Origin of the sequence: Martinezella miluonensis (assembly GCF_900094545.1) — a bacterium.
GTDB lineage: Bacteria > Pseudomonadota > Alphaproteobacteria > Rhizobiales > Rhizobiaceae > Rhizobium > Rhizobium miluonense.
Window position 1 is genome coordinate 23,186 of the sequence record NZ_FMAH01000033.1, and the last position, 26,248, is coordinate 49,433.

The 26,248-nt window shown below is 60.2% G+C and carries 30 protein-coding genes and 1 riboswitch; of the genes, 18 read left to right on the top strand and 12 right to left on the bottom strand.

Going from position 1 to position 26,248, the window contains the following annotated elements; genetic code table 11:
• Nucleotides 1-88: 88 nt before the first annotated feature.
• The 7 genes from GA0061102_RS22825 to hemP form a co-directional block, all read right to left on the bottom strand.
• On the bottom strand, nt 89-493 hold the full coding sequence (locus GA0061102_RS22825; protein ID WP_092853514.1) for a hypothetical protein: 405 nt from the start codon (nt 491-493) through the stop codon (nt 89-91).
• Nucleotides 494-502: 9 nt separating this feature from the next.
• A complete protein-coding gene (locus GA0061102_RS22830) occupies nt 503-853 on the bottom strand; it encodes a glycine zipper domain-containing protein (RefSeq protein ID WP_092853516.1) in 351 nt (116 codons plus the stop codon).
• 167 nt (nt 854-1,020) lie between these two features.
• Nucleotides 1,021-1,812, bottom strand: a complete 792-nt coding sequence (locus GA0061102_RS22835) for a heme ABC transporter ATP-binding protein (RefSeq protein WP_092853518.1) — start codon at nt 1,810-1,812, stop codon at nt 1,021-1,023.
• Between the two features lie 7 nt (nt 1,813-1,819).
• Nucleotides 1,820-2,911, bottom strand: coding sequence for a FecCD family ABC transporter permease (locus tag GA0061102_RS22840; RefSeq protein ID WP_425348560.1), 1,092 nt, complete (start codon nt 2,909-2,911; stop codon nt 1,820-1,822).
• Nucleotides 2,912-2,930: 19 nt separating this feature from the next.
• The gene (locus GA0061102_RS22845; RefSeq protein WP_092853522.1) at nt 2,931-3,866 is read right to left on the bottom strand and encodes a heme/hemin ABC transporter substrate-binding protein; all 936 of its coding nucleotides are present in this window, start codon (nt 3,864-3,866) and stop codon (nt 2,931-2,933) included.
• A 10-nt stretch (nt 3,867-3,876) separates the two neighbouring features.
• Entirely contained in the window at nt 3,877-4,932 is a 1,056-nt protein-coding gene (locus GA0061102_RS22850) for a hemin-degrading factor (protein ID WP_092853524.1), read from the bottom strand.
• Between the two features lie 9 nt (nt 4,933-4,941).
• Complete coding sequence (hemP, locus tag GA0061102_RS22855) at nt 4,942-5,115, bottom strand: hemin uptake protein HemP (RefSeq protein ID WP_092853526.1); 174 nt, start codon at nt 5,113-5,115, stop codon at nt 4,942-4,944.
• Nucleotides 5,116-5,307: 192 nt separating this feature from the next.
• Between hemP and GA0061102_RS22860 the strand changes: the two genes are divergently transcribed.
• The 5 genes from GA0061102_RS22860 (at nt 5,308) to hmuQ (ending at nt 8,248) form a co-directional block, all read left to right on the top strand.
• The gene (locus GA0061102_RS22860) at nt 5,308-5,757 is read left to right on the top strand and encodes a hypothetical protein (RefSeq protein WP_092853528.1); all 450 of its coding nucleotides are present in this window, start codon (nt 5,308-5,310) and stop codon (nt 5,755-5,757) included.
• A 5-nt stretch (nt 5,758-5,762) separates the two neighbouring features.
• A complete protein-coding gene (locus GA0061102_RS22865; protein ID WP_092853530.1) occupies nt 5,763-7,013 on the top strand; it encodes an energy transducer TonB in 1,251 nt (416 codons plus the stop codon).
• A 228-nt stretch (nt 7,014-7,241) separates the two neighbouring features.
• Nucleotides 7,242-7,640 (top strand): DUF2325 domain-containing protein, encoded by a 399-nt coding sequence (locus GA0061102_RS22870; protein ID WP_092853532.1) that lies wholly within the window; start codon nt 7,242-7,244, stop codon nt 7,638-7,640.
• Nucleotides 7,637-7,915: a hypothetical protein gene (locus GA0061102_RS22875; protein ID WP_092853534.1), complete on the top strand. Its 279-nt coding sequence runs from the start codon at nt 7,637-7,639 to the stop codon at nt 7,913-7,915. Before GA0061102_RS22870 ends, GA0061102_RS22875 begins: the two co-directional genes overlap by 4 nt.
• Before the next feature lie 18 nt (nt 7,916-7,933).
• The gene (gene hmuQ / locus GA0061102_RS22880) at nt 7,934-8,248 is read left to right on the top strand and encodes a heme-degrading protein HmuQ (protein ID WP_092853536.1); all 315 of its coding nucleotides are present in this window, start codon (nt 7,934-7,936) and stop codon (nt 8,246-8,248) included.
• A 36-nt stretch (nt 8,249-8,284) separates the two neighbouring features.
• On the opposite strand, the gene GA0061102_RS22885 is transcribed toward hmuQ, so the two are convergent.
• The 3 genes from GA0061102_RS22885 to GA0061102_RS22895 all read right to left on the bottom strand — a co-directional run bounded on the left by GA0061102_RS22885 (nt 8,285) and on the right by GA0061102_RS22895 (nt 10,193).
• Nucleotides 8,285-8,662 (bottom strand): DUF423 domain-containing protein, encoded by a 378-nt coding sequence (locus tag GA0061102_RS22885; RefSeq protein ID WP_092853538.1) that lies wholly within the window; start codon nt 8,660-8,662, stop codon nt 8,285-8,287.
• A 7-nt stretch (nt 8,663-8,669) separates the two neighbouring features.
• Nucleotides 8,670-9,059, bottom strand: coding sequence for a group II truncated hemoglobin (locus tag GA0061102_RS22890; RefSeq protein WP_092853540.1), 390 nt, complete (start codon nt 9,057-9,059; stop codon nt 8,670-8,672).
• A 90-nt stretch (nt 9,060-9,149) separates the two neighbouring features.
• A complete protein-coding gene (locus tag GA0061102_RS22895; protein ID WP_092853542.1) occupies nt 9,150-10,193 on the bottom strand; it encodes a substrate-binding domain-containing protein in 1,044 nt (347 codons plus the stop codon).
• A 135-nt stretch (nt 10,194-10,328) separates the two neighbouring features.
• On the opposite strand from GA0061102_RS22895, the gene GA0061102_RS22900 reads away from it, so the two are divergent.
• The 13 genes from GA0061102_RS22900 (at nt 10,329) to olsC (ending at nt 23,793) form a co-directional block, all read left to right on the top strand.
• On the top strand, nt 10,329-11,372 hold the full coding sequence (locus tag GA0061102_RS22900; protein WP_092853544.1) for a Gfo/Idh/MocA family protein: 1,044 nt from the start codon (nt 10,329-10,331) through the stop codon (nt 11,370-11,372).
• 4 nt (nt 11,373-11,376) lie between these two features.
• The gene (locus GA0061102_RS22905; RefSeq protein ID WP_092853546.1) at nt 11,377-12,270 is read left to right on the top strand and encodes a sugar phosphate isomerase/epimerase family protein; all 894 of its coding nucleotides are present in this window, start codon (nt 11,377-11,379) and stop codon (nt 12,268-12,270) included.
• Nucleotides 12,271-12,502: 232 nt separating this feature from the next.
• Nucleotides 12,503-13,768 (top strand): ABC transporter substrate-binding protein, encoded by a 1,266-nt coding sequence (locus GA0061102_RS22910; RefSeq protein ID WP_092853548.1) that lies wholly within the window; start codon nt 12,503-12,505, stop codon nt 13,766-13,768.
• Between the two features lie 70 nt (nt 13,769-13,838).
• Complete coding sequence (locus GA0061102_RS22915; protein ID WP_092853550.1) at nt 13,839-14,744, top strand: carbohydrate ABC transporter permease; 906 nt, start codon at nt 13,839-13,841, stop codon at nt 14,742-14,744.
• Between the two features lies 1 nt (nt 14,745).
• Nucleotides 14,746-15,621, top strand: a complete 876-nt coding sequence (locus tag GA0061102_RS22920) for a carbohydrate ABC transporter permease (protein ID WP_092853551.1) — start codon at nt 14,746-14,748, stop codon at nt 15,619-15,621.
• 94 nt (nt 15,622-15,715) lie between these two features.
• Entirely contained in the window at nt 15,716-16,804 is a 1,089-nt protein-coding gene (locus GA0061102_RS22925; protein ID WP_092853553.1) for an ABC transporter ATP-binding protein, read from the top strand.
• A gap of 95 nt (nt 16,805-16,899) precedes the next feature.
• Entirely contained in the window at nt 16,900-17,463 is a 564-nt protein-coding gene (locus GA0061102_RS22930) for a TetR/AcrR family transcriptional regulator (protein WP_092853555.1), read from the top strand.
• A gap of 14 nt (nt 17,464-17,477) precedes the next feature.
• On the top strand, nt 17,478-17,825 hold the full coding sequence (locus GA0061102_RS22935; RefSeq protein WP_458550770.1) for an SMR family transporter: 348 nt from the start codon (nt 17,478-17,480) through the stop codon (nt 17,823-17,825).
• Between the two features lie 162 nt (nt 17,826-17,987).
• Nucleotides 17,988-18,773: a ThuA domain-containing protein gene (locus GA0061102_RS22940; protein ID WP_092853559.1), complete on the top strand. Its 786-nt coding sequence runs from the start codon at nt 17,988-17,990 to the stop codon at nt 18,771-18,773.
• A gap of 8 nt (nt 18,774-18,781) precedes the next feature.
• Complete coding sequence (locus GA0061102_RS22945; protein ID WP_092853561.1) at nt 18,782-19,825, top strand: Gfo/Idh/MocA family protein; 1,044 nt, start codon at nt 18,782-18,784, stop codon at nt 19,823-19,825.
• A 41-nt stretch (nt 19,826-19,866) separates the two neighbouring features.
• A complete protein-coding gene (locus tag GA0061102_RS22950) occupies nt 19,867-20,694 on the top strand; it encodes a class I SAM-dependent methyltransferase (protein WP_092853563.1) in 828 nt (275 codons plus the stop codon).
• A 63-nt stretch (nt 20,695-20,757) separates the two neighbouring features.
• Nucleotides 20,758-20,846: riboswitch (Fluoride riboswitch) on the top strand.
• Nucleotides 20,847-20,961: 115 nt separating this feature from the next.
• Complete coding sequence (locus tag GA0061102_RS22955) at nt 20,962-22,332, top strand: voltage-gated chloride channel family protein (protein WP_092853639.1); 1,371 nt, start codon at nt 20,962-20,964, stop codon at nt 22,330-22,332.
• 615 nt (nt 22,333-22,947) lie between these two features.
• Nucleotides 22,948-23,793 (top strand): ornithine lipid ester-linked acyl 2-hydroxylase OlsC, encoded by an 846-nt coding sequence (gene olsC / locus GA0061102_RS22965; protein ID WP_092853567.1) that lies wholly within the window; start codon nt 22,948-22,950, stop codon nt 23,791-23,793.
• Between the two features lie 82 nt (nt 23,794-23,875).
• Here the strand turns inward: olsC and GA0061102_RS22970 are convergent, their stop codons facing one another.
• A complete protein-coding gene (locus GA0061102_RS22970) occupies nt 23,876-25,597 on the bottom strand; it encodes a flotillin family protein (RefSeq protein WP_092853569.1) in 1,722 nt (573 codons plus the stop codon).
• Nucleotides 25,594-26,247, bottom strand: a complete 654-nt coding sequence (locus tag GA0061102_RS22975; RefSeq protein WP_092853571.1) for an OB-fold-containig protein — start codon at nt 26,245-26,247, stop codon at nt 25,594-25,596. The genes GA0061102_RS22970 and GA0061102_RS22975 overlap by 4 nt, the downstream gene beginning before the upstream one ends.
• Between the last annotated feature and the right edge of the window lies 1 nt (nt 26,248).

Genomic DNA, 26,248 nt, shown 5'->3' on the forward strand with positions numbered 1-26,248 from the left:
GTCGAAAGACCGGGCTTGTTCTTATCTGCACCAAATCAGACAGGCCTCGCGCTTTCGCGCCGGAGCCCAGGCTTCGAGAGCAGCCGGATCAGTCGTCCTTGTCGCTCGTTCCGAACAGGTTGCCGAATACCAGGGCGGCCGCAATGGCAGCCGTCATCAACGGCTGCTTGCGCGCGAGGCCGAGAACCGCCGCCGCCACCGATTCCATCGCCAGCCGACGTTCGCGAGCCCGTCGCTGCTCCCGCTGGTTGACGATTGCCATGATGACGAGGACGATCAACCCGAGCAGCAAAGCTCCTGCTGCTATCAACAGTGCCGAGACCACTGCGCCATAAATGGCCGCAAGCCAGATAGTTGCCGCCACGAGCGCGAATGCATAGGCGGTGAGCAGAAGAAGGACGGCGATGGCAATGAAAATACCGTTGCGCTTGGTTCGCGCAACGGTGCGGTTGAATGTGCCTGACAGAAGCAGACCTAGGATCGGAGCGAGCATGCCGCAACCCTAGCGGCGAGACAGAAGCAGGGCAACGGCGAGGCCGAATGCAGCCGCCGCACCGATGGTGGCAACCGGATGCTGGCGCACGGTCCTGCGGACTTCGCGGGAGCCTCTAGCATAGCCGCGCTGCAGATCGTGCAGCAATTCCTCTCCGCGGACCGTCAGATCGTCTAATCTCGTTTCAGCGCCTGCGCGCAATCTCTTGCTCTGCTTTGCGCTGCTGTCGCTGATGAGCTTGGCAAAGGCTGCAACTTCTTCGCGCAGCGATTCGATCTGTTCTTCGATGCTGGCCTCAACGTCTTGCAGGTTGCTGCCATTGCGCTTGCTTCGCGCCGAATGAAGAAAGGATGTCGCCATATCTAGCTCCCTTTGCTTTAAGCGGGCGCCCGAGGCGCCTGTTGTTTGCGATGATCGGGCAATATCCGGCACGCTAGACCATGTAGCACACGGAACATTGATTCAGATCATCGAACCTCAACGCGCGGGTGTTGCAAAAGGTTCCGGGTCAGGTGCCTGAAGGCGCATCAGTCGGCGAGTGCGCTGTGGGCAAGAACGAAGGGCGCATCGTTGGCAGGAACGCAATTGACCCGCAGACTGCAGCCGAACACATCCTGAAGGTGCCTATCGGTCAAGACCTCTTTCACTGGACCAGCTGCCTGCAGGCGGCCACCCTTTAGCAAGACCATTCGGTCGGCAAAAAGCGCGGTCAGGTTGAGATCGTGCATGACTGCGATAACCCCGCCACCGCGTCGGCAGAATTGCCGGGCGAGCGACATGATGGTGAGCTGGTGGCTGATGTCGAGGCTGGAGACCGGCTCATCGAGAAGCAGCCAGCAGGGCCTGCCGTCGATGACGGGCTCGGATATCTGGCAAACCACGCGGGCGAGCTGCACGCGCTGCTGCTCGCCGCCGGAGAGCTCTTGGTAGAGCCGCCCTTCGAAGCCGACGAGGTCGACGGACGCGAGCGCCTCGGCGGCAATGCGATCGGTATGTTCGGGATGTCGGTTGCGACCGCTGGTGAGACCCATGCGAACGATTTCGCGCACGGTGAAGGGGAAGGAGATCGAGCTTGCCTGTGGCAGGACGCCCCGCATTTCCGCGAGCTGCCACGGTTCCAGAGCGCCGACCTCGGCGCCGTTGATGTGCACCGAGCCTTTGTAGGCCAGTTCGCCCGAAATGGCTTTCATCGTCGTTGTCTTGCCGGAGCCGTTCGGGCCGCAAATTGCTGTCAGCGTTCCAGGCTCGGCCGCAAAGGACACGTCTTGCACGATGGTCTTGCCGGCGAGCCGGACGACGAGATTGAAGACATCGATCATCGCAGGCTCACAGGCTGAGGCGCGAGCGCTGCCTGAGCAGCATCCACAGGAAGAAGGGACCGCCGACACCGGCCGTCAGAATGCCGATCGGCAGTTCGGCCGGGGAAACGATGGTGCGGGCGACGACATCGGCAATGACCAGCAGCGAGCCGCCGAGCAGGGCCGAGGCGGGAAGCAGGAAGCGGTGATCTGGCCCGATCACCATGCGCAGGATATGTGGCACGACGATGCCAACGAAGCCGATGCCACCGCTGACGGCGACGGAGGCGCCGACGGCCGCCGCGACGCTGACAATAGCGACATTCTTAAGCCGCTGCACGGCGACGCCCATGTGAAAGGCTGCCGCTTCGCCGAGTGTCAGCGCATTCAGGCCGCGCGCCATGAAGGGAAGGGGCAGCAGCGAAAGGATGATGATCGGACCGGCGCCCGTGACCTTGTTCCAGGTCGAGCCGGCCAGTGATCCCATGCTCCAGAAGGTGAGGTCGCGCAATTGCCGATCGTCGGCCATGTAGATAAGGATCCCTGTCGCCGCCAGGGCGAGGGAGCCGAGCGCGATGCCAGCAAGCAGCATCGTTGCGATCGATGTCTGCCCGTGTCGCGTCGCAATCCGATAGAGCAAAATCGTTGTTATCAGGCCGCCGACGAAAGCGGCGATGGGCAGCGAAAAGATGCCGAAGATGTGCGCGACTGGCGCAAGAACGCTGCCGCCGAGAACGATCATCGCAACCGCGCCAAGGCTGGAGCCTGCAGAGACGCCGATCAGGCCGGGGTCGGCCAGCGGATTGCGAAACAGACCCTGCATGACGGCGCCCGAAACCGCCAGCCCGCCGCCGATCAGGAAGCCGAGTATGGCGCGGGGCAGGCGGATGTCGAAAATGACGATGCGGTCGCGAATGCTGAGCGCGTTTTCCGCCCGGCCGCTCAGCATGCTGGCGATCACGTCGACGATCGAAGCGTTCGAGGCGCCAGTCGTGATCGAGAAGGCGATGGCTGCCGCCGAAACCAGAACGAGGCCGGCGATGACGAGGATCGCAAGTGCGGTGCGATCCCCTTCGCGACGGCGCGCCGTGGTTTGCGACATTTGCTTCAGCCCTGCCATGGCATCGTTGAATGCCACGTCAGCCTCCGTAGATGGCTGCGTTCAGCTCGCGGATCGCACTGGCGGTGCGCGGTCCGAAGCCGAGCAGATGCAGGCCATCCATGCGTATGATCGCCTTGCTGCTGGCGGCGGGCGTCAGCGAAATCGCCGGCTGCTTGAGCAGGTCCTCGTTCGACATAGACATCGGGCCTTCGCGATCCATGATCAGGATGACGTCGGGCTTGGCTTCGATGATCGCTTCGTCGGTCACCGACTTGTAGCCGGAGAAGCCGCTAATCGCATTGATGGCGCCGGTGAGCTTGATGATGCCGTCGGCAGCCGTGTTGCTGCCCGACGCTAATATCTTGCCGTTCTGGTTGCTGAGCACGAAGAGCACGCGCTTGCGCTCAGCTTCCGGGCGCTTGGCGGAATCGCCGATGGCGGCGTCCAGATCGGCGGCGACCTTGTCTTCCAGTGCCTTCGTCTTTTCCGGCACGCCGAGCAGCGAGCCGACGACGTCAATCTTCTTCAGAATGCCGTCGCGATCATAGGTTTGCGGTACGGTTTCGAACGGCAGGCTGGCATTGCGCAATACGGCCAGCGCCTCTGGCGGGCCGGAGCCCTCGACCGCGATGATGGCCGTCGGGTTGACAGCCAGGATGCCTTCCGGCGAGAGCGCGCGCATGTAGCCGACATCGGGAAGCTTGGTCGCTTCCTTCGGATAGAGACTGGTGGAGTCGCGGGCGATCAACCGCTTCTCCTCGCCGAGCGCATAGACGATCTCGGTCACATCGCCGCCGATGGAGACGAGGCGCGTGGTGTCCAGCTTCTTTAGCGTTTCCGCGGCATGGGCATGTCGGACGAAGCCGCCATAGCCTGCGATGGGGCTTGCCGGCACGAGTGGTAGAGCCATCACAAGCATGGTCAGGGCGACTTCCCAAGGCCTGATGCGCTTGAAGTTCTTAAACATCGTCATTTGCCGTCTCTCACGCAGCGACGCTGGCGCCGTCTTTCGTCAGGTTTTCGATGATGGCACGCCAATCGGGACGCTCGTCGAAGCCTTCCTTCCGCTTGCCGAAGAACTGGATGATCATCTCGCCCTTGGCGTTGTAGGCTTCGAGCGAAGTGACATGGCCGTCCTTGGTCGGCTTGCGCACGGCCCAGGCTTCGGCGATCTGGTCCTGGCGCAGATGCAGGTGGAAGGTCGGATCCATGACATTGATCCAGGGACCCACGGTCTGCACGTTGAAGATCGGGCCGGAATGGATCTGCACGGTGCCTTCATTGGCGACGAAGCACATGATCGGCAAGCCCTCGCGCACGGAGGCGTGCATCATCTCGGCGACGGCACCGGCATCCAGCTTCCATGCATAGTCGTCGCCGACGGTGCGGATGGCATCCTGACGGCCGATTTTCAGTTTCTTCAGCATGCTGAAGAATTCGTGCGTGTCGGTCATGCGGCTCCAGTGGTCGCGCAGCTCGTCGCGGCTGATATCGCCCTCCGTTGGGCCGTTATCATAACCGGAGCGGTCCTCGACGAATTCCTGCGACTGGTCTTCGATGCGCAGCTCTGCGACCATGGCGTGATAGGCTTCGACATTCGAGGCGGGACGTAGATGCACCTTATGGACGGCATCGCCGGCCTTGTCGAAGAACTGCAGGCTCAGCTTCTTCTGATCGCCATCGAGCTTGGTGACGGCAAAGCCATGCACCCAGCGCTTCGGGAAGATGCGCAGGTCGATATTCTCGCCAAGCACGATGGCCGCCTGGACGCCGAACTTCATGTTTTCATAGACGCCGATCTTCTCGTGCACGGCACTTTCGTTGCGCGAGAGGGCCATGATCTCGCCGAGCGAGGCGATCCGCGCCAGGAAGCGATCGACGCTTGCGTCGATGCGGGTAGCTGAGATGCCGACTTCGGCAGCCACCAGGGCTGCCTCGGAAATATTGAGGCGGGCTGCGATATCGCGCTCGCGCATCTTCGGATTCTCGGCGCGGAAGGCGCGGATTTCGGCGGGTGTCGGTCGGGTCGTCTCAGTCATTTTTCATGCCTATTTGTTGAGTATGAGCTTGCCTTGGCGCGTAATCTTCATGCGGTAGATGACGCCTTCGTGCTTGATCATGATTTCGGTCTGGCCCCGGAAAATATCCGTGCTCTCGACAATTCTTAACTGCGGTGCCGCCGCGCTTCGCGCCGGCGGCGTTGGGGTCTTGTCAGCAATCATCCTGTTTGGTTTTGCCTGAAAATTCATCGGTGGCCGAACTGCTGCCCGGTCAAATTTATCTTGACTCTCATACTCATGGTTTCATAAAAACGCAATAGGATACAAAGAAAGTCAAGTTTAAAAATTGCGACGGTACACGCTAGGGCAGTTGGCCGGCTGGCGCGCGTCAAAGCATATTCAGGAGACATGCCGATGCTGACGAAAACGATCTTGACGCTCGCTATCTCGGGAATGTTCGTCTCGGCATACTGCGTTCCCGCCTTCGCCGAGGATGCGAGCGCGGTCCCGACAACCGCCGCGCACAAGCTCAATGTCGAGCTCAATGCGCTGGCGCCGTCGCAGAAGGGTTGCATGATGACCTTCGTCGCCGAGAACGAGATGGCGACGCCGATCAACAAGATCTCTTTCGAGCTCGCCTTCTTCAACGACAAGAATGCCGTCGACCGTGTCACCGTCCTCGATTTCCGCGATCTGCCGCTCGGCAAGAAGCGCGTGCGGCAATTCGATATGCCCGGCGTGAAATGCGAGGCCGTCTCCCGCATCATCATCAACGATACGCCCGTATGCGATGGTCCGGCGGCGGGCGAGTGCAAGGCCGCACTGGCGACCCGCTCGCAAACATCAGTTCCTTTTGAAGGCTGACGGCCATGGCGATGCGCTCGGTCAAGGTTTCTATGGAGCGCCGTGCCAACGGCGGCTTGAATGACAACTATCCGAGCGCGCTGCCGGGCCATGAATTGACCGGCCTCGAAGGCGTGCCACGTCCGCCGGCTGGTGAGACGGTGATACACTATAGCCGCCTTACGCAGATCAGCCCCTTTCCGGACAACCCAGCAGAGCCGGTGACGGTCGCGGCGGCGGAGCAACTGCCGATGGATGCGCTGCCTGAAAAGCTTGAGGTGGCGGCTTCGGGCCGCAAAACGCCGCTTCTTTTTTCCGGCCTGGGATCCTGCCTGTTCCACGCGCTTGTCGTCACACTATTGCTGCTAACCTTCGTGGCGACGCCGGAAGAGGCGCAGGAGGAGGCGGGCGATACAGTCAGCGTCATTATGATCGGTAATGCCGATGCGGATCAGATGGCGGCAGGCGAGAATAATCCGCAGACGGAACCGGAACAGGTGACGGCAGAGGCGGTACAGCCGCAGACGGTCCAACCGACCGAAGTCACGCCGGAAGAGACCCAGCAGCCGCAGCCCGACGTTGTGCAGCCTCAGGTAGTTGAAGCTCAGCCCGTCCAGACGATTGAAGCCGTACAGCCGGTTGATCAGGTTCCGCCCGAAACCGTTGTTTCGGAGCAACCCCAGATCCTGGCAACCCAGGCGCCGGCCGAGACGACGGTGATGCAGCCCGCCGAGCCGATCCAGCCCGTCAACACCCAGGTTGCCGAGGCCCAGCCAATCCAACCCATGCCCGAAGCGGTTACTCCCGTTGCAAAGCCGAAACCCGTCGAGAAGCCGAAGGAAGTCAAGAAGCCGATCGCAAAGATCGTAAAGGCGAAGTCGGGGTCGAAGGGCGAGAGCAGGGAGGACAGCAAGAGAGGTTCTTCCGAGGGGACTGAGACGGCTCAATCCGACACCAATTCAATGGCGAATGCTCAGCGCATGGGAGCGGGAAGCGCCGCTGTTGCCAACTATCCAGGCAAGGTTCAGGCTCGTATTCGGAGAGCGGTCCGTGTCTCGTCGAAATATGAAGGCGGCATCACGGTGCGTGTCCGCCTTACGATTGGTGCCAACGGCGGTTTGAGTTCAATGTCGATCGCCCGAAGCTCGGGTATTCCTGAACTTGACGAAGCAGTTGCCGACGGTATCCGCAGGGCAGCGCCTTTCCCGCCATTGCCGCCGGAGTGGGGTAAGCCAAGCTGGTCGTTCACTCAGGAAGTCCAGGTGACGCGGCGCTAAGTCGGCGCGGGAATGCCCAGTCCGTGCATCTGTTTCAGGACCCAATCGCTGCGAATGAATTGCATCGGTGCACACCGAGAAGGCTCTGCAAGTTGGCTAACCGAGTTTCGCTCTAAAATATGATGTAAATCCTCAACTTTATACTTTACTATAAAACTCATGTTTACTAAGGTCGCCTCGCGCTCGGCGGAATCGAGCGTGCAAGAGCAACCAGCAAGCGGGTGATGCATGGCGCGTAAGGGGAAGAAGGATTCTGGCCGCGGGAGCCGTGAGGTGCAGGCTACGGCGCAGACCTCCGGCAAGTCCAATCTCGATGTGCGCAGCTTTCTCTATGTCGGCGGTCGCGATTGCCAGGTGGCGCATCTGCGCCAGATCGCCAGCAACTTCGGGGCTGAACTGATCCATCACGACGGCGGGCTGCGCGAAGCAGTGTCGCGCATCGATACGGTGCTGCCTTCGGTCGACTGCGTCTTCTGCCCTATCGACTGTATCAGCCACGATGCGTGCCTGCGGGTGAAGACCGGCTGCAAGAAGTTCGGCAAGGCCTTCATTCCGTTGCGCAACGGCAGCAAGTCCAGCCTCGAGCGGGCGCTGCAGACCATGAAAGAACGAGACGTTTCCCAATGATCGACAATGGCCCTGACGGGTTTATGCTGATCGGCCTGCACAAGCTGGCCGCGCAGAATGGTGATGGGCTTGTGCCCGAACTCTATGAATTGCTGATGCGCCGCGCCGAGGAACGGCAGCGTGCTGCGAATGTTGCGACTTTTCCGGCGTGGAAGGCGCGCATGCCCGGAGAAGCGCCGGATCAGCCGCTGGACGAGGCCAGCCGTGACGGCGCAAATGTCGTTGCCTTTGCGCCGAGGGTGGATAAGAGTGTCGCACGCCGCAAGAAGGTCTGATCGTCGAACGAGGTTGCCATGTACATCGCCATGAACCGCTTCAAGGTCGTCATCGGTTTGGAGGGCGAATTCGAAGAGGTTTGGAGAGGGCGCGATTCCCGCCTCTCCGACGTGCCCGGCTTCCTGGAGTTTCGCCTGTTGCGCGGTAAGGCGGATGTCGATGGAGGCTATACGCTGTTTTCCTCGCACACCGCCTGGCACAGCGAAGAGGATTTCATCAACTGGACGAAATCCGAGCATTTTCGCGTGGCACATCGCAACGCAAGCGACAACAAGCGGCTCCATTGGGGGCCGCCGCAATTCGAAGGCTTCAGCGTGGTTCCTGGCGTTTAAGCCGGTATTGCCAGCTCGCCGGTGACGATGCCGGCTTTATGCCTTCGCGGTATTCGTCCTGAAGAAGGCGCCGAGCGCTATCACGGCCCAGCCGGCAATCATGCCCATTCCGCCCGTCGGGGCGGCCATCGGAAATAACGAGCTGCCGCCGAAGTGACGGCTGATCAGGTCGCCTGCGAAGATCAGCGTTCCCAATCCCAGCAGAACAGCGGCAACCGGCGCGGTGCGAATGCGGTCATAGCTGGCATAGAGCGCCAAGAGGGCAGGGGCGTGCGCGAGGCTCATGGTGGAGGCTGCACCAAGGAAATGCGTATCGCCGCCATGGGTGGCAGCTGCAGCAAGCGCGACGCCGCCGCCGCCGAGAATGCCGGCGATAAACAGGGTGGCCGGACGGATTACGGCGCCAATGCTCATATCTTCCTCATTCTCGGTTCTGCATGTGGAACGCCAGACGCTCGACGGGCTCCCAGATGATTGCACGCAGTTTTTCGTTCTCGATGGTTTCGTCCATGGCTCGGCGGAAACAAAGTAGCCACTCATCGCGTTCTCTCGGGCCGATGGCAGCGACGAAATGCCGGCTGCGCAGGCGGGGATGGCCGCGCTTTTCGATATAGAGCTGCGGTCCGCCGAGATAGCCGGTCAGATATTCGTAGAATTTCTCTTGCGAGCCTTCGAGGCTCGGCGGGTGTACGGCGCGGCAATTGGCTGCTTCCGGCAGCGTATCCATCAATTCGTAAAAACGCGAGGTCAACGCCCGCACCGTGCGGTCGCCGCCGATCGCTTCGTAAAGTGTGATGGTTTCTTCGCTCAAGCCTCGGCCCCTGTTTGCGATGTTCTACATGGCAACTGACGGGCGCTGCCGCAACCGTCGATATGGCCGGTGCGGCGTTTCGGCGCTGCCTTATTTGCCGGTCGTCAGGTGAAAGGCGTCGCTTTCGCCGGGAACGAGTTCGAGCGGCCAGGTCCTCTGGCGCTTCGTGTTGGGGTAGATATGGTTGTAGGCGGGCATGCTGGAAAGCAGGATTTCCGCGAGTTCGACCCCGAGATCGTGCAGCGAGGTACGAAAGCAGGTCAGCGTCGGCTGCAGGAATTTGGCGCGCGGCGCCTCGCGAAAGCCAACGACAGCAACATCGCGACCGGGAATGATGCCAGCCTCCATGACACGCCGATAGAAGCCGATGGCCATCAGCTCATAGATCAGGATCACAGCCGTCGGCCTGTCTTTCAGGCCAAGCAGCTCATCGGCGACCTGATAGCCACCCTGTTCGCTCGATTTGGCGCGGATGACCAGCGCGGGATCATAGGGGATACCATGCCGCTCCAGTGCGCGGCGATAGCCTTCTACGAAGACGAAGCCGAGATTGATGTCGCTGGCGGGCGTGCTGATGGCAATGCGCCGGTGCCCATGCGCCACAAGCCGGTCGACGGCGCAATTGGCGACGCCGTCGAAATCCAGGTCGGCCCAGGGATGCTGCACGCCCGAGAGGCTGCGGCCAAGCGCCGCGAATGGAATTTTCGCCTTGGCGAGCATATCGAAGCGCTTGTCGACACGCTGCGTCTCGGAAAGGATCAGCGCATCGACGATGCGCCTCGCGACCATGCGCTTCAGATATTCGTAGGGGTCTTCGTCATGCGGGCAAGGGAGCATGATCAGATCGAGATTGTGTCGCGAGAACACGCTCTGCAGCCCGCCCGTCACAGTCAGAAAGAAGTTGTCGCTGTTTTCAACCGTTTCCCGGCTGGATTGGATCATCAGCCCGATAACGTTGGTGGTGCCTTGCCGCAGGCTGCGCCCGGATTGGTTGGCCACATAGCCGAGTTGTTCGGCGGCGGCGAGCACGCGCTTGCGGGTCTCTTCGTTCACATCCGGCTTGCCGTTCAATGCGCGTGATACTGTGCCGATCGAGATATCGAGATGCTCGGCAAGCTGGCGAATTCCCTTCATTGGCCGCGGTTTTCCTCCATGCGCCATTTTCCGCTGTCCTCCTCTATTGACACAGGAAAGTCTTTTCGCATAGTATCGTAAACGTTTACGGAGCGCGTGTCATGAGGGGTTGATCACCGCCCGCTGGAGGACATCGTGAAATTCAATGCCATTTTGTGCGGGTGCGGAGCTATGTCTAAAGGCTGGCTCAGGGCCATTGCCTCGACGCCATCGCTTGCCGAATCCATTCAGGTTGTCGGCCTGGTCGATCTCAATCGAGCGACCGCTGAAAACCTTGCGAAAGAGTTCTCTCTCGAAAATGCCGTCATCGGCTCCGATCTCGCGGAGGTCATTGTCGCGACCAAGGCCGATCTCGTTTTTGACGTCGTCATTCCGGCCGCGCGCTTCGGCGTGGTTTCGACGGCACTTAAGGCTGGTTGCCATGTGCTCAGCGAAAAGCCGATGGCGACTTCGCTTTCCGAGGGTGCTGCGCTGATCGATCTCGCCGCTCAAGCCGGCAAGGTCCACGCCATTATCCAAAACCGCCGCTACATCTCCGGCATCCGGCGCCTGCGCCGGCTCGTGGAGGAGGGAGCGATCGGTGAACTCACGGGTGTTCATTGCGATTTCTTCCTTGGTCCGCATTTCGGCGGCTTCCGCGAGGAAATGGATAATGTCCTGCTGCTCGACATGGCGATCCATACGTTCGATGCCGCCCGCTTCGTGTCCGGCAAGGTGCCGGTCTCGGTCTATTGCGTCGAGAAGAACCCCGTGGGCTCCTGGTATAAGCACGGCGCTTCTGCCCACGCGCTCTTCGACTTTTCCGACGATGTCGTCTTCAGCTATCGCGGCTCCTGGTGCGCCGAGGGACGGCGCACGAGCTGGGAGAGCCAGTGGCGGCTGACCGGCAGCAAGGGCATGCTGACCTGGGACGGCGAAGAGAGTTTCGAAGCCAGTGTCGCCGGCAATGAGCCCGGCCTGCTGCATGGCTTCACGCCGATCGAAGTTCCCGGACCGAAACACGAAGAAGAGACGCACGGCCATGCCAGCGTCATCGCCTCCTTCATCGAAGCGATCAGGACCGGCAGGCCGCCCGAAACGGCAAGCCGCGACAATATCCGCAGCCTGGCCATGGTTCTCGGCGCGATCGAGAGCGCCCAGACCGGCCGGCGCGTCGACATTTCAGCACAAGGACAGTGAGATCATGACTAATCCGGCAAAGGCTATCCGCATCGGCACGATGATCAGGGCGACGAACGAGGATGCCGCCAAGAACATCGCCAAGATCGCCGACCTCGGTTTCGAAAGCTTCGAGCCCTTCTTCTGGCAGACCACCAACGGCCAGAACCTCGCGGAACTTGGCAAGCGCTGCCGCGACGCCATCGGCGATCGCGACATCACCATCTCGACCCTCGGCATGTTCGGCAATCCGCTCGAAGAGCGCGAGATGGACCTGCAGACGCTGCAGGGCTGGAAGGACTGCATCGACAATGCCCATCATTTCGGCGCGACCTGCGTTGCCGGCTTTACCGGTCGCATCCGTGACAAGCCGCTCACCGACAGCCTGCCGCGCTACAAGCAGGTCTGGAGCGAGCTCGCCAAGCGGGCTGCCGACAGGGGCATCAAGATCGCTTTTGAAAATTGCGCCATGGACGGCAACTGGGCGACCGGCGACTGGAACATCGCGCACAATCCCGACGCCTGGGAGCTGATGTTCAACGAGACCCCGGACGACAATCTCGGCCTGGAATGGGAGCCATGCCATCAGATGGTCTATCTGATCGAGCCGCTGCCTCAGATCCGCAAATGGGCAAGCAAGATTTTCCACGTTCACGGCAAGGACGCGACGATCCGTTGGGACGTCATCAAGGAACATGGCATCTTCGGCAAGGAGAAGTTCGTCTTCATGCGCACGCCGGGCTTCGGCGACAGCAGCTGGACCGACATTATCTCCGAGCTGCGGCTTGCCGGCTGGTCCGGTTCCATCGACATCGAAGGCTGGCATGACCCGGTCTATCGCGATGCGCTTGAGATGACTGGTCAGGTTCACGGCCTGAACTATCTCAAGAGAAGCCGGGGCGGTGAATTCGTCGAGTAACGCGCGTATTTGCGAATCTGCATCGATTCAGGAGGCAAGTTGTGCGTTAATCAAAGGTGTGGAGCGGCAGCTGCTCCACGCGAGACGGTATCCAAACGGAGGAACTGCCGAGCATCCGCTGATCGCCTCATGGGACAGGCGAGTGCTTGGTAGAAATGAGGGAAAACCCGATGGCAGCGCGGGCCATGTCGTCGGACTGAAACCGTCACGGTTCGCAGGTGGAGGAGAACATATGAATATTTTTTCGAAGCTGGCGGTCTCGGCCGGCATGTCGCTTCTGTTGGCTGCCGGTGTGGCGCAGGCCCAGGGCAAGACATTTAACGTCTGGTGGTACGAGCTGCCCGACACGCCTCAGGCGGTAGCCTGGACGAAGGCACTCGGCGTATTCAAGGCCAAACATCCCGATGTAACCGTCAATTTCGAGCAAAAAACCTTCGATCAATTGCAGAAGGCCGGCAGTCTTATCCTGAATTCGGATCAGGCGCCTGATGTGCTCGAGTACAATAAGGGCAACGCAACAGCGGGCCTCGTCGCCTCGCAGGGGCTGCTGACGCCGCTCGATGATGAGTTCAAGAAGCGTGGCTGGGGTAAGGTCCTGAACGAAACCAACACGCAGCTCAGCAAATATGACCAGAATGGCGTCTATGGCTCGGGTCCGATCATCGGTATTCCAGCGCTTGGCGAGTTCGTCTCGGTCTTCTACAACATCGACATGTTCCAGGCCGATGGCTTGAAGGTGCCGACGACGCTGGCTGAGTTTGAGGCGACTCTCGACCACTTCAAGCAGAAGGGCATTACACCGCTTGCCTACGGCACGGTGGATTCGAACGCACAGCATCTGCTCTACACGCTGGCACTGACGCAGGCCGATGACACCTGGGTCAAGAATTATCAGGGTCTCAAGGCGCCGCTCGATACCAAGCCCTTCCTGTTCGCTGCTCAGAAGATCGCTGACTGGGTGGGCAAGGGATACATCTCGAAGGATTCGACCGGCCTCAAGGGGACGGACGCCGCCAATGTGTTCTCTTCGGGCAAGGCGCCGATGTTCGTCAGCGGTACCTGGAACAACGGCAATTTTGCGAACACAATCAAGACGTTCAAATGGAGCCAGTTCATTTTCCCGACGACGAAGTACACCGTCGGCTCAACTGGCAGCATGTTCATGGTGCCAAAGAGCGCCAAGAACAAGGATCTCGCCTATGATTTCATCGATCTGGTGCTGAGCAAGGACAATCAGAACGAACAGGCAAATCTTGGCGGTGTGGCTATTGATGCAGATCCGGCTGCCATCACCGATGAGGTCGGCAAGCGCAATGTCGAACTCTTCCACCAGATTTCCAGCAAGGGCGGCCTCGGCTTCTACCCGGACTGGCCGGTGCCCGGCTATTACGAACTGCTGATTCAGGCGACTACCGGCCTGGTGAACGGCTCCACGCCACCTGATCAATTGGCTGCACGGCTGAAGAAGGCCTACGACGACGTGCAGGCGGCGCAATAACACCATCGGCGACAATCACAACGGCGGGACGGCTCTGATGCCACCCGCCGTATCGGACTGGAGGAATTCGATGGAAAAGTCGAAGAGCGCCGGCAGGGCGGGGTACTATTTCTACATGATCCCCGGGATGCTGGGATTTGTGCTGGTGGTGCTCATTCCGCTGATCGCCAATTTCGTGATCAGCTTCACGACATGGAAGGGCGGTGTCATTCCGCCGCGCTATGTCGGCTTTGAAAACTATCAGAGATTGCTGCTGGACAGCCTCTTTTGGAGTTCGATCCAGCATACACTGCTGTTCATCATTTCGATGACCATCGTGCCCATCCTCCTGGGGTTGGTGCTGGCGGCGGTGCTGTTCGACTATATCAGTGCGCAATTCAGCGAGACGTGGTCGAGTTTCTTCCGCGCCGGTTTCTACCTGCCGCAGATTCTGCCCTTGACCGCGGCCGGTGTCCTTTGGGGGTGGATCCTCAACCCCATCGGCATTATCAACGCGGTATTGAAAACCATTGGGCTTGATTTCCTCGCCAAGAACTGGCTGGGAGACGCAAACTATGCGCTTTGGGCCGTTTCCGCCGTCATCGTCTGGGTCCAGGTCGGCTACTGCCTTGTCGTGTTCATGTCCGGATTGGCGCGCGTCGACCCTTCGCTCTACGAGGCGGCCGAACTCGACAATGCGAGCTGGTTCGGGCGCTTCCGCTCCATCACCATTCCGATGCTCATGCCTGAGATTTTCGTGGTGGCGCTGACGACGCTGATCGCGGCACTCAAGGTTTTTGCGCCGATCTACGTGCTGACGTCGGGCGGACCCGACAATGCGACCACGGTGCCATCCTATCTGTCCTACTATCATTTCTTCACGACGAACCGTGTTGGCTATGCTGCGGCCATTGCGACGCTGCAGACCGTCATCACCATCATACTCGGCGTCGTGTTCCTGCGCATGCAATCGAAACAGGCCGAGGGAGGGCACTGACATGGCGATGACGTCTTCGATTTCCGCCCCGGTTGTTTCGGTGCATCACGGCCAGAAGAAAGGGATTGGCCGATGGGTCGTTCTGGCTATCCTGCTTGTTTTCCTTGCGGGTACGCTGTTTCCGTTCTTCCTGGCCGCCTTCAATGCCATAAAGACGCCTTCCGACTATGCCGCCAATGGCCCGCTTGCCTTTCCGCATAGCTTCGACCTGACAGCGCTCAAGAACTTCTGGATGAATGTCGATTTCCCCCGAAAGCTCTTCAACAGCATTCTCATCAGTGGATGTACTGCGATATTGGCCGTCGTTCTCAGCCTGCTGAACGCCTATGCCATCGGCATCGGCCGCGTACGCGGCGGACAGGTGATGCTTGTCATCCTGCTGATCTCGATCATGGCGCCGCAGGAAGCCTTGGTCTATCCGCTCTACTACATGTCCAAGCAGGTCGGCCTGTTCGATTCGATGCTCTCGGTGATCCTGATCATCGGCGTGCTGCACACCGCCTTCGGGACCTATCTTCTGTCTTCGGTGCTGGCGACCTTCCCCCGCGAAATCATCGAGGCGGCGCAGATCGACAATGCTACGCGCTGGCAGATCCTTTGGATGGTCATCGTGCCGGTGCTGCGGCCGACGCTTGCGGTGCTGGCGACCTTCTTCTTCATCTGGACTTGGAACGAGTTCCTGATCCCGCTGGTGTTCCTGGTTTCCAACAACAACCAGACGGTTTCCGTCGCCATGGGCGTGCTGTCGGGTGCCAATACGCAGGAGCCGACCGCGATTGCGGCGGCCTCGCTGCTCGGCATTACGCCGACGGTGATCTTCTTCCTGATTTTCCAACGGACCCTGACGCGCGGTGTCGCCGCAGGTGCCGTCAAATAACCAATGCGGAAGCCTCGTTCCGACTGTGATCGTCGGGCCGGGCGCGATGAATGGCAAGTCTGACGAAGTTCGATTTTTCCGCAGGAGGAGCAAAGTGGCAGGCATCAACATCAAGTCCCTCACCAAGCATTTCGGTGCCGTGCAGGTTCTGAACGACATCGATCTGACGATCGAGCGTGGCGAGTTCGTCGTCTTCCTCGGCGGTTCGGGCTGCGGTAAGTCGACATTGCTGCGTATGATCGCCGGTCTGGAGTCGATCACCAGCGGCGAGATCTGGATCGGCGGACGGCGGGTCGATCAGTTGCCGCCCGGCGAGCGCGGCGTATCGATGGTGTTCCAATCCTATGCGCTCTATCCGCACATGACGGTTCGCGACAACATGTCCTTCGGCCTGCGTAACATCAAGACGCCGAAGACCGAGATCGCCAGGCGCATCGAGGCGGCGGCGAAGATCCTCGAAATGCCGCACCTTCTGGATCGCAAGCCTTCGGCTCTATCAGGCGGCCAGCGCCAGCGTGTTGCGATCGGCCGCGCCATCGTGCGCGAGCCTGATGTCTTCCTCTTCGACGAGCCGCTCTCCAACCTCGACGCCGGCCTGCGCACTCGTACGCGCGTCGAGCTGGCGCAGCTGCATGAGCGGCTGGGTGCAACGATGGTGTTCGTCACCCACGATCAGGTAGAGGCGATGACGCTTGCCGACCGTATCGTGCTGCTCAACAACAAGAAGATCGAGCAAGTCGCTTCGCCTGTCGAGATCTACACGCGCCCTGCGACACGCTATGTCGCCCAGTTCGTCGGCTCACCGGGCATGAACTTCATCAATATAGCTGGCATCGGCGAGGCGGGCGGATTGGCGACGGCGACGTTGCCTGATGGATCGGTCATCAAGACGGCGGTCGGGCTCAACGGCATTTCGAATTCCGGGCTGACGCTTGGCATCCGCCCGGAGCATCTGGTCGTCACAGCGGCGGAGAAGGGCGATATTGGCGGGCAGGTCGAGACCGTGGAGCGCCTCGGCGACCGTTCACTCGTTCACGTCCGGCTCAGGGACGGTTCCAAAATCATCGGCACGGATCCGGGCATGACCACCATCACTACCGGCTCGCCGATTGCGTTCACCGTCGATGCTGCAAAAGTGTCGATTTTCGATGAAAATGATGTCGCGCATCATAGTGTGATTTGAGAGGAGGATGGCTTTGATGAGGTCCGGAACTCATGGGTTTTCGGACCGCCGATTAGTTGATTGACGAAACCGTCCAATTGGTATGTTATGTCGCCATGTCCACAGCGCACCACAGGAAGAAGCAGCCTTTGTTCGTCCGCCAGCAGTTGCTGGAGGTCGCGGCGCGGCTTGCTTCCGAAAAGGGAATGGCTGCGGTGACGCTGGATGCCGTTTCCGGCGCCTCCGGGGTGAGCAAGGGTGGCCTGCTGCATCACTTCCCCAGCAAGAACATGCTTCTCGAAGCGCTGTTCGACAGCCTGCTGGAGCGGCTGGATGCTGCAATCGAGGAAGCGATGCGCGCGGATCCATTGCCGCATGGTCGCTTTACCCGCGGTTACCTGCATGCGTGCCTGGCACTGCGCGATCAGCCGCAGGGCAACAAGGACTGGGCGCAGGTGACGATGGTGCTGCTTACCGAGCCGCAATTGCGGCAGCGCTGGCACGAGTGGGTGCGCGAGCGCAGCGAGGAATATGTCGGTACGGATTCCTCGGTGGACGCGGCAATCGTCAGGTTGGCGGCCGATGGGATCTGGCTTGCGGACCTGCTCGGTAGTCACGACATGGACGCAAACGCGCGCGCGACGCTCATCGGGCGGCTTGTCGAGCTCACACACCTCTAGGAATCGTCGGAGACATGGGAATGGCGAACGCATCTGTCTATGCAATGCTGCTGGTTGCGATCGTGCTGGAGGTGATCGGCACGACGGCGTTGCAGATGTCGCAGCAGTTCACCCGCCTCGGTCCGACGATCGTTCTGGTGGTTTGCTACACGGCGGCCTTCTATTGCCTTTCGGTAACGTTGCGGGTCATCCCGGTGGGCATCGCCTACGCTATCTGGAGCGCGCTCGGCATCGTGCTGATTTCCGTGGTGGGGTTCGTGCTGTTCCGTCAGAAACTCGACCTTGCCGCCGTCATCGGCCTGGGGTTGATCATTGCCGGCGTGCTCGTCGTCAATCTCTTTTCAAAATCCGTGTCGCACTGAAAACAGAGGTGTTGTTCATGGCCGTTTTTGCCTTTGTCAAATCGCTTTGAAGGTTCTATGTCTCTACAAAGCAGGCTGATGAAGGTTTGAAGTACGGCGCTTTCCCAAAGCGCTTTGGATCGTAAACCTATTCAATCCCAATAGAATTAGAGGAGTGCCGTAATGACTATTCGTGCCGTCGTTTGGGGCGAGAACATTCATGAGCAAACAAACAAAGTCGTCGCCGAGATCTATCCGGAAGGCATGCACAACACCATCGCCAAGGCGCTGAGTGCCGATGCCGGTATCCAGGCAACCACTGCAACGTTGCAGGAGCCGGAGCATGGTCTTAGCGAAGCGCGCCTGAAAGACACCGACGTCCTGCTGTGGTGGGGTCACAAGGACCATGGCGCCGTTAACGACGAAGTGGTCGAGCGCGTCGCCAAGCGCGTGTGGGAGGGCATGGGCCTCATCGTCCTGCATTCCGGCCATTTCTCCAAGGTCTTCAAGCGCCTGATGGGCACGCCTTGCGCGCTGAAATGGCGCGAGGCCGGTGAGCGCGAACGCCTCTGGGTCATCAATCCGCGCCATCCGATCGCGGCTGGTCTGGGCGAGCATTTTGAGCTCGAGAACGAGGAAATGTACGGTGAGCAGTTCTCCGTTCCGGAGCCGCTGGAAACCGTGTTCATCTCCTGGTTCCAGGGCGGCGAAGTCTTCCGCTCGGGCATGACCTGGCGCCGTGGCGCCGGCAACATCTTCTATTTCCGCCCTGGCCATGAGACCTACCCGACCTATCACGACGCCACGGTCCAAAAGGTGCTGATCAATTCCGTGAAGTGGGCCCACAATCCGCTCGGCACTCAGGCCAGCATCCATGATGCGCCCAACGTGCCGGTCGAGACGGCGTTGGAGCCGATCGTCGAGCGTGGTCCGAAACTGCACCAGGCCGGCGAAGCCGGTTATCGCTGAGGTATCATATGCGTCTCATAGTAGTTGGCACGGGCGGCATGGCGAAGAACCATGTGGAGCATTTCGCCCGCATTTCTGGCGTCGAAATCGTCGGCGCCGTCGATACTGACGCGACGAGGCTCACCGCCTTTTGCGATATGTTCGACATCAATAAGCGCTTTTCGTCGCTCGACGAGGCGCTGGCCTGGGGCGAGTTCGATGCGGTGACCAATGTCACGCCGGACAAGGCTCACCATCCGACGACCCTGCCGTTGCTTGCCGCCGGCAAGCACGTTCTCTGCGAGAAGCCGCTCGCGGAGAATTATGAAAAGGCGCTCGAGATGACGGAAGCTGCCGAGAGGGCAGGGGTCGTCAATATGGTCAATCTGACCTATCGCAATGTTGCGCAGCTGCAGAAGGCGCGCGAGATGGTGATCTCGGGTGAGATCGGCACGGTCAAGCATGTGGAGGCGTCCTATCTGCAGAGCTGGCTCGTCTCCAAGGCATGGGGCGATTGGCGCAGCGAATCCAAATGGCTCTGGCGCCTGTCGACCGGTCACGGCTCGAACGGCGTTCTCGGCGATATCGGCATTCATATTCTCGATTTCGCCGCTTATGGTGCAGCGACGGATATCGATCACGTCTTCGCCCGCCTCAAGACCTTCGCCAAGGCGCCTGGCGAGCGTATCGGCGAGTATACGCTTGACGCGAACGACAGCTTCTCGATGTCGGTCGACTTTGCCAACGGTGCGCTCGGCGTCGTGCATGCGAGCCGCTGGGCAACGGGACATCTGAACGAGCTGAAGCTTCGCATCTACGGCGAGCGCGGCGGCCTGGAAGTGACCCACAGCCCGAACGGCTCCGAACTGCGCGGTTGCCTTGGCGATGATACCGAAACGGCGACGTGGAGGGTCATCGAGGTGCCGGCGGTCCCGACCAACTACCAGCGGTTTGCCGATGCCGTCATGACCGGCAGCAGCCAGGATCCGAGCTTCCGCCACGCAGCCAACTTGCAGCGCGTGCTGGATCTTGCCATGGTAACGGAAACGGAGCGGCGCGAACTGAAGGTCTGATGTCATAGGCCACCTTCAGGCAAAACCTTGGGAGTGCATGCATGTCCACCGAGGAAAAAGTTGCCAGCCACTACACGCATGGATCGCTGGAAACGGCGATCCTGCAAATCCTGTCGACCAGTGGCAAGGATATCGACAATCTGCGCCTTAGGGACCTCGCCGGTGTCGATGAGTTCCACCTCGGGCGTCATGCCGCCACGGTGGAGTTCGCGCTCGATCTCGATCTTTCCGCCGGTCTGCGGCTTGCCGATATCGGATCGGGGCTCGGCGGGCCTGCCCGCCATTTTGCCGACTCCTACGGATGCGCGGTATCGGGTATCGATCTCACCGAAGAATTCGTTCAGGTCGCCAAGTCGCTGACAGCCCTTTGCGGTCTGGCGGATCTGGTATCCTTCCGGCAGGGAAGCGCCTTGGACTTGCCCTTCGAGAGCGGCAGTTTCGACCGCACGACGCTCATTCATGTCGGCATGAATATCGAGGACAAGGCGAGGCTGTTTGCAGAGATCCGCCGCATTCTCAAGCCGGGTGGCCGGTTCGGGCTCTATGAAATTATGCAGATGCGCGAGGGCACACTACCTTATCCGATGCCCTGGGCGATGGAGCCGGAAACGAGCTTCGTCTGCAGCTCCGATGTCTATCGCCATCTACTCGAAGAAGCCGGCTTTGCGGTGGAGCTGGAGCGGGATCGCAGCGCATTGGCGATCCGGCTGGCGCATGAGGCGCGCGCCAAAGCTGCGGCAGGCGAGGGGCGAGACCCGGGGTTCCGAACAGTGATGGGGCCGCGGGCGAGTGAGCGGAGCAGCAATGTCAACATGTCGGTGGAAGCAGGGCTGCTCGCGCCGATTGAGATGATTGCTCGGGCGGTGTGACGGAATGCATCCGGCGTGCTCAAGTGCGGCACATTGACAGCGGTGGGCGTATTTCTATATTGAAATCTCAACGGTAATGGATTTCTGCCGGGCCATGGTGGCCGAACCGCTGCTCTGATATTTCCAGGGAAGCTGATGACTCCTACTCGAGACGCCTGAAGGGCGAAGGAGTAGAGTCGTGTCCGTTTTCTTGCCGTTATCTCACGCATGTTTCCTATCCTGTATCCCCGGGAAACCGTCCGTCGGCTTCGCGGGAGGGGCAAAATGATGTCCGCATCCGCATATTTTCATCATCGCTTTCAGCAATTTCGCAGCCTGTTCAAATGGATCCTTCTGGTCGTGCCGATGGCAGTCGTCGTCGGCTCGCTCTGCGCGCTTTTCCTTTGGAGCCTGGACAAAGCGACTGCGACGCGCTTCGACCATCCCTGGCTGATCTTCCTGATGCCGGTAGCCGGCTTCCTGATGGTCTTGGTCTACCAGCATTTTGGCCGCGGGTCGGAAGGCGGCAACAATCTGATTGTCGATCAGATCCACGAGCCCGGTGGCGGCGTGCCCTTGCGCATGGCGCCCTTCATTCTGGTCTCGACAGTTCTGACGCATCTGGTCGGGGGGTCGGCGGGGCGCGAGGGGACGGCGGTGCAGCTCGGCGGCAGCATTGCGAGCGCTTTCGCGAATATCTCCCGGCTCAGCCATGCCGAGATCCGGATCATCCTCATGGCGGGTATAGCCGCCGGCTTCGGCGCGGTTTTCGGTACGCCGATTGCGGGTGCGGTCTTTGCGCTCGAAGTGCTGACGATCGGGCGAATGCAATATGAGGCCCTGATCCCCAGTCTTGCGGCGGCGATCGCGGCCGACTGGACCTGCCATGCCTGGGGTATCGAGCATATCCAGTATCAGATCGGCTATCTCGCCGGTACGCCGGCAAGCACCTTCCATCTGGATGCCTTGCTGCTCCTCAAGGTGGGCATCGCAGGCGTCGTGTTCGGCCTGATGGCGCGCTCATTCAGCGAGGTCTCGCATAGGACGTCGGCGGCGTTCAAGCGGTTATGCGCCTATGCGCCGCTGCGGCCCGTCATCGCCAGTGCGATCCTGATCGGGCTCGTCTATCTGCTTGGCACCCGGGAATATCTCGGGCTTGGCGTCTGGTCGCCCAATCCCGCCGATGCAACGATCCTCGGCTTTTTCGATCCGGCTCATGTCGATTACTGGAGCTGGTTCTGGAAAGCGGTCTTTACGATCGTAACGCTCAGCGCCGGCTTCAAGGGCGGGGAGGTGACGCCGCTGTTCTTCATCGGTGCGGCGCTCGGCAACGCGCTTGCCGCCATTCTCGGCGCGCCGGCTGATCTCTTTGCCGCATTGGGCTTTGTTGCCGTCTTTGCCGGCGCCACCAACACGCCGCTCGCCTGCATGATCATGGGCATCGAGTTGTTCGGCGCAACGCACACCGTCTATCTCGCCGTCGCCTGCTTCCTTGCCTATATTTGCAGCGGCCATACCAGCATCTATCTGTCGCAGCGTCTCGGCATCGCCAAGACGGCGGCTTCTGGAGAGATCCTTGCCGATACTCCGCTTCGCCATATTCGCGAACGCGGTCTGGAGACGCGGCGGGAAAACGTCCAAAGGATCGAAAAGCTTTGATGCAAGGACGACTGGAGATTGTAGTGCTCCATTCTGTCGTGTTTCTCGGTGCAGATTGGGCGGGGCGTTCGCATGGCGCTGCTGACCGAGTATTTCGCCTTTCGCGGCGGTATGTCGCAAGAGGTGCGATTGCTTCTGACGGCAGGCGTTCTAGGCGGATTCACGACATTTTCGACCTTGCGCTGGAAAGTGTGGTGCTCTGGGAGCGCGGCCAGTTGGTACCGTCTATTGCCTATATCGCGTTGCCCGTTTTCCTGTCGATTGTGGCTTTGATAGCGGGACTTGCAATTGTCCGGCTAATAATTCAGGCTCAACCCGCATGAGGAAAGAGGGTCGGCAGATTTCGCCGTATTTTTGCCGATTCTGAGGTGAATGCCTCCGGAAATCGCTAAGGATTCCTTCCATGACAAACTACCGTTCGTTGCGAACGGACTCTCTTGCGAAATTCGACTAATCAACTCATATAATCGGCTATTGTAATCATCGCATAACAAAGGAGTTGGGTGTCAATCGGGAGGGACAGGCGAATATCCCAAGTTTTAAGCCTGGCACCCCTTCGGGATTTGCATTCCTCCGGGCCGGCAACTTCCTCCTAGGCAGCCCTTAAAGACAGACATGACGGAGAGCCCCTTGAGCGCACCTGCTCCCACTTCCAACCAATCCCATGCTCCGGAACAGACCTTTGGCACGGCCGGCATTGCGCCGATGGATCGCCCCAGCGCCATGACGCGCTTCTTCATGGGCATCGTCGCCTGGGCCGAAAGCCTCAATCTGAAATATGCCAAGCTCGGCAATCCGCCTGTTTACGACACGGCGACCTTCCCTTGGGCTGCAGAGATCGAGAAGGATTACCCCGCAATCCGCGCCGAGCTGGAAAAGGTACTGCTGCGCCAGAGCGAGCTGCCGACTTTCCAGGACATCTCCACCGATGTAAAGACGATTTCGACCGATACCCGCTGGAAGACCTTCTTCCTTCTCGGTTTCGGCGTGAAATCCGAGCAGAACATCAAGGCGTGCCCGAATACCTGGGCGGCCGTGCAGAAGATCCCCGGCCTGACGACGGCAATGTTCTCGATCTTCGAGCCAGGCAAGCATCTTCCGGCCCATCGCGGTCCCTATAACGGCGTGCTTCGCCTGCATCTCGGCCTCATCGTGCCGGAGCCGAACGAGAAACTTGCTATCCGCGTCGACAAGCAGGTTTGCCACTGGCAGGAAGGCAAGGCGCTGATTTTCGACGACGCTTATGAGCACGAAGCCTGGAACCATTCCGACAAGACCCGCGTGGTGCTCTTCGTCGATTTCGTAAAGCCGCTGAAGTTCCCGGCCCGCATCGTCAACTGGGCCCTGATGAACCTGGCGATCTTCACGCCCTTCATCAAGGAAGGCCTCGACAATCACAAGGAATGGGAAAAGAAGTTCTACGCCGAAGCAGAGGCATTCAGAAATCGCCCGAAGGCCTGATCACCTTGGCCGGCGAGTTTAACGAAAACCCCGGAACCCTTGCGGATTCAGGGGTTTTATTTTTGTCGATCAGAGGCAGGCGTTAGGCAGGCTTATCCGTCTCTTCGGCGTCGTCCTCTTCGTAATACTCTTCTTCTGCCTCAGCCCCAGCGGATTTGCCGTCCAGCTTGCCGAGCAGCGCCGAGATGGCATTGTCGCCGTCGAAGCCGGCCTCCTTGAGCAAGCGGTCGAGGATCGGCTTGTTCGCCTGGTAGGAGAGCAGCTGGCCGGCAAGGCCCTCACCGAGGCCGACGCCACTGCCGCCAGTGGCACCGTTGCCGTTGCGGCCGAGCATGCCACCGGTGTCGAAGATCCTGATATCAGAGATCTTCTCGATCGGCTTGACGGCCTCGGCAAGAGCGGCGGGCACGATGCGGATGCGCTCGCGGGTGATCTCGAATTCGATGATGGCGGGGCTAAGCTTGTTGCGGGCTTCGTTGAGCAGCGCCTCGCTTTCGGCCGTCGCCTTACCGGTTTCCAGAATGCCCTTGGCCTTGATGATCGCGGCATCCGCTTCAGCCGTTGCCAGCGTCTTGATGGCCTCCGCCTGGTCGGTCGCCGCCTGCTTTTCGGCTTCTGCCGCAATCGTGACGGCGGTCGCCTGGGTCTGAGCGCGCTTCTGCGCGTCGATCACGGCGATCTGCTTTTCACGTTCTGCAATCTCAACGGCTTTGGCGGTGCCGACCTTTTCTTCGGCAGCGATAGCGAGTGCGCGGGCAGCTTCCGCCTTCGCCTTGGCTTCCGACTCCTCACGGCTCTTGTTGGAGACCGCAATGGCGCTTTCCTGCGCGACGATCTGAATGTCGCGCCGGGCTTCGGTATCGCGCTGCTGCACCGCCCGGGTCGAGTCGATGTTGGCGGATTCGCGGGCCTGCTTTGCTGCCGCCTCGCGTTCGGCAATCGCCTGTTCGGCAGCGATGCGGGCTTCCTCTTCCGCGCGCTTGGCGGCCTGTTCCTGCTGCGCGGTTTCAGCGCGGGTTGCGGCCGATTTGTTGGCGATGTCGCGCTGCTGGTTCAGCTCGGCTTCGCGCTTCGTCCGCTCGATGGTGAGGGACTGCTGACGGGCTTCGAGGTCCTTCTGGGCGATCGCGACTTCGGTATCGCGGACGACCTCGTTACGTTCCTTCTTGCGCGCTTCGGTAACGCGGGTCAGCGCGGCAAGACCATGCGCGTCGAAGAAGTTGTTGGCATTGAAGTGCTTGATATCGGTCTGGTCGAGGCGTGTCAGCGACACGGATTCCAGTTCGAGACCGTTGGACTGCAGGTCGGAACCAACTGCATCCTGCACGGCTTTGACGAAGTCCATGCGTTGTTCCTGCAGGGCGTCGAGGTTCATCGTGGCCGCAACCGAACGCAGGCTGTCGACGAATTTTGCTTCGATCAACTGGCGCAGTTGCTCGCTGTCGTTGGTGCGGCTGCCGAGCGTTTGTGCGGCAAGAGCGATGGAAGAGCTGTCTGGCTTGACGCGGACGTAGAACTCGGCGCCGATATCGACGCGCATGCGGTCCTTGGTGATCAGCGCGTCATTCTCGCCGCGCTGGACTTCCAGGCGGAGGGTCTTGAGGTTGACGCGGGCGATCGAGTGGAAGATCGGCAGGACGACGGAACCGCCGTCGAGGACGACTTTCTGACCGCCGAGGCCGGTCCGCACATAGGCTTCATCCCGGCTCGAGCGGACATAGAGCGAGGCAAGGACAAAGCCGATCCCGAGGATAAGGACGACGCCGATGCCTGCGGGAACTATAAGGTTGTAAAGGTCGGTCATGAAGGTTGCTCCGTAGAGGATTTATCACCGGACTCCCTAAGGTCCGATGGGGCGGAAACTGCGACGAAGATGTCGGCCTTGCGGTCCACAAGCAGAACTTTCGCGCCGATCGGCAAAGGGTTTTCGCCCTTGGCGGCGCTGGCGCGCAGCTGATGCCAGTTGCCATAGGCATCCTTGACGCTGACGCGGCCGGGCAGGCCCTGATCCAGAGGGCCGATGGTAACCGTGCCGGTGCGGCCGACGAAATTTGCGGAGTCGACGGCGTAGCTCTCATCGCGGGGGATAAGCCGCGCGATGGTACGGGTTGAGCCTCTCACCAGCGGAATGGTGAGAACGGTGGCGGGAAGGACCGCGACGATTGCCGGCAGCGGTGCAGAGATACTATCGGCGACCGTCTGTACGGCGAAGCCGGTGATGGCGAACATGCCGAGCAGCAGCATGATCAGGATCAGCAGCGGCACGCCGCCAATATTGATCCAGGAAAGCAGGCCGGCGAGTACGCCTGCATGCCCATCGAAATGCGGCTTGCCGATGAATTCGCTCAATGAGAAGCCGAGCAGCATCGACAGGATTTCGATGACGGTCAGTCCGATCAGGATCATTGCCGCAATGGCAAAGGGCGCACATTCGGGTGCGAGAAACAGGTGCATC